The 2,742-nt window shown below is 44.3% G+C and carries 3 protein-coding genes; 1 reads left to right on the forward strand and 2 read right to left on the reverse strand.

Features of this window, described 5'->3' with window-relative positions; all coding sequences use genetic code 11:
- The coding region (locus A3729_RS11755; protein WP_156497906.1) for an FHA domain-containing protein at positions 1-712 on the forward strand (712 nt) is incomplete at its 5' end.
- A 36-nt stretch (positions 713-748) separates the two neighbouring features.
- Here the strand turns inward: A3729_RS11755 and A3729_RS11760 are convergent.
- Both A3729_RS11760 and A3729_RS11765 read right to left on the reverse strand, forming a co-directional pair.
- Positions 749-1,555 carry a hypothetical protein gene (locus A3729_RS11760; protein WP_156497907.1) on the reverse strand — a complete coding sequence of 269 codons (807 nt, stop codon included), beginning with the start codon at positions 1,553-1,555 and terminating at the stop codon, positions 749-751.
- A gap of 224 nt (positions 1,556-1,779) precedes the next feature.
- A complete protein-coding gene (locus A3729_RS11765; protein WP_156490450.1) occupies positions 1,780-2,541 on the reverse strand; it encodes a hypothetical protein in 762 nt (253 codons plus the stop codon).
- Between the last annotated feature and the right edge of the window lie 201 nt (positions 2,542-2,742).

Below are 2,742 nucleotides of genomic sequence, written 5' to 3' on the forward strand. Positions count from 1 at the left end.
AAGCCTCAAAGCTGGAGACGTCATCACCATTGGCTCTATTGAACTGGAACTAATCGACCCAAAGTCTGTGAATGAACAGAGCAATGCAGGTTCCACGACAAACTACTCTGCGGGTTGGTCTATCTACTCTAGCGCAAGCTGGCTAGACCAAAGCCGTTTTGTCATCAATAAACGCGTCGTTATTGGTCGAGACCCAAGCTGCGACATAACGCTACCTCTGGAACACCTTTCCAGAAAGCACGTAGCATTAGAAGTTAAAAGTGGCCAGCTATACATGGAAGATCTCGACTCCTCCAACGGCACCTTTTTAAATGGTAGACAAGTAAAACAATCAGCTGTTAAAAATGGCGACAAAATCAAGCTGGACGTATTAACCTTCGAAGTAAACGGACCGGCTCACGACCCCAACAAAACGATTATTCGCAGTGCGTCTGACAGCACCCCGCCAAGCACTGAAAAGACATCCAGCTCGCGCTTGTCGACAAAGATAGAACAACCCGAAAAGAAGCCAGTTAAGAAACCGGCACCAAAACAGACAGCAAAACCGAAACCCAAAGCCGCAAAGAAACGATTGGCTTCGAACGGCAAACAAGAATGGATATCGGGAGATAGTAAACCCACGAATAAAAACAAGAGCAGCTCAATGACAGGAATCATCATTGCTTCGATCATTGCTATTGCCGCTATCACTGCATTTATTTACTTTCAGTGATAAGAGCTCGTCATCTATAGAGGGCCTTGAAAGTTGCTATAAATCTTGCTGTAAAGATTGTAGCAACTTCGTCATTGCATCCCGAAGCTCATCCACAACCATTTCATCGTAATCTATTTTGATCCAGCGTTGGTGCTTATCCGAAGGATGAAGCAACCAACAAGCATATTCTAGACTTGAGCAACCGGCGCCAATAAAAGGATCTAACCCGGCAACCTGTAAGCTTGTTGCACTTAGCATCGGGGCACCATCTTGATAGCTCTTTTCCTGAAGGGTCACTCCACCTTTCACCACACCAAGGTGATACACCAAACCTTCTTTTACTCCGTTTTTTTTGATCCTAGAGCCTGTATAGGGATGCGCATTCAAGAGACTATTTATCTGCATGCTTAGCGCTTCAACCGGATCCTGTGTTAAATATAAGGCTTGCAGTGATTTTATATAGCCGTCTCTTTGGGGCAATTCCACCATTTCTATAGACGTTTTGTTTTTTTGTCCTGAGCCCTCAAGGCTTTTCTCTGCCTCTTCAGCTTCTGTTATCAAGCGCAAAGCTTGCTCATAGAACTGCCCCTGACTACCTGAACTAATAACATAGCGTTCAAGCACCTGACGCGCACTGTGAAACTCTTGTTTGCGGATTTTAACCAAACCCTCGAAATAATGAGACTCAAGCGGTTGCGGCACGTCTAACTTACGCATAAGTACTAGCTGACTCGTCGCATGCTCCCAGTTCCCATTTTCCACCGACTCCTTTAAGGCCAACAAAAGACGCTCGACCTCATGCTCTGGCGGCAAACCTGAGCTATTTACAATCCCTACCTGCAAGCATAAAAATAAAAACAAACATAAGTTTCTCATTGATGACCCTGTCAAAGCATACAAGTTTATTGTCACGCATAGATAGCATAGCAAAGATCGAGATCCTTAGTGTCTACCACCAAGCAAATCTTTGTTTTTAACGCAATGAAAAACGGTTCAGGGGACGAGTACAAGAGCAAAAACACTCTCAAGCTTTTGCAAAAGCTGACTAAAGCAGAAAAGATGCAGAGACTAGGAAGTAAGCTAAACTACGAAGCGCATACGAGGCGTGCCTCGTCCAACATAGCGTGTACAACTTTATCAGACATAACCTTATCACTAGGGTCCGAACTGTCACTTTCAGGCCCAACCGTAATAATACTATCGTCTTCTACAAGCTCCTCAATAGAGGCCATTTCAGTTAACACAGGTAAGTTATCTGGTTCCGCTACGCCCTCATCAAGAATGACTGGCGTGATTTTGGTCTGTGATTCAACAACAATCACCTCATCACTCTCACTCTCGGGCACTAGCTGGTCAAGCCCTTTCGACGATGCAAGTGATTGAACGGTAGGCAGATCTTCAGGTTCAAGCGTCTCTTTAGCTGACGACACTTCTTGCTCAATTGGACGCTTATACGCCTGAATATCAACCTGGGCAGGCTCTGAAAAGAACTCACCAATATAATCATTCAAGATCTGACCGTTAGAATTTGCTTCTTGGGAGCTTAAGGGAGCATCGTCATCATTCTTATCTGAGGCGCTTGCTGAACAATGATCTACAATCTCAGTGCCTGCAGAGCTCATGTCCTGCTCAGCGACCAATAACTGAGGTTTCGGGGAAGCCCCCTGACTTGAAGAGGATATATTGATTCGCACACTCATTCTGCGCGCAGAAGTCTCGACCTGAGACAGTTCGCTCTGAGCTCGTTCCATGCGAGTAGAATTCAGATAACAGCGATAAACCTGAACAATCAAAACCCCCACTAAAATGAGGGTAGTCGCCTCAAACAAGTGGATAAGTGAATTCATGAACATCATCTTCCCTTTCTATAAGGTCTAGAAAGCCCGACAATCAAGTTGCTAGCGTTAGATCATCAAGCTCACGAGTACAAGTCTTATTTTTATATAGCTAATAGTTACTACCGATGACTAAAATATATCCAAATGCACTTTATCAAAAACTAGACAATAGGTCATGGGTGAAAACCGAACTTTTTTCACTTACATGTA

This window comes from Oleiphilus sp. HI0043, assembly GCF_001634935.1.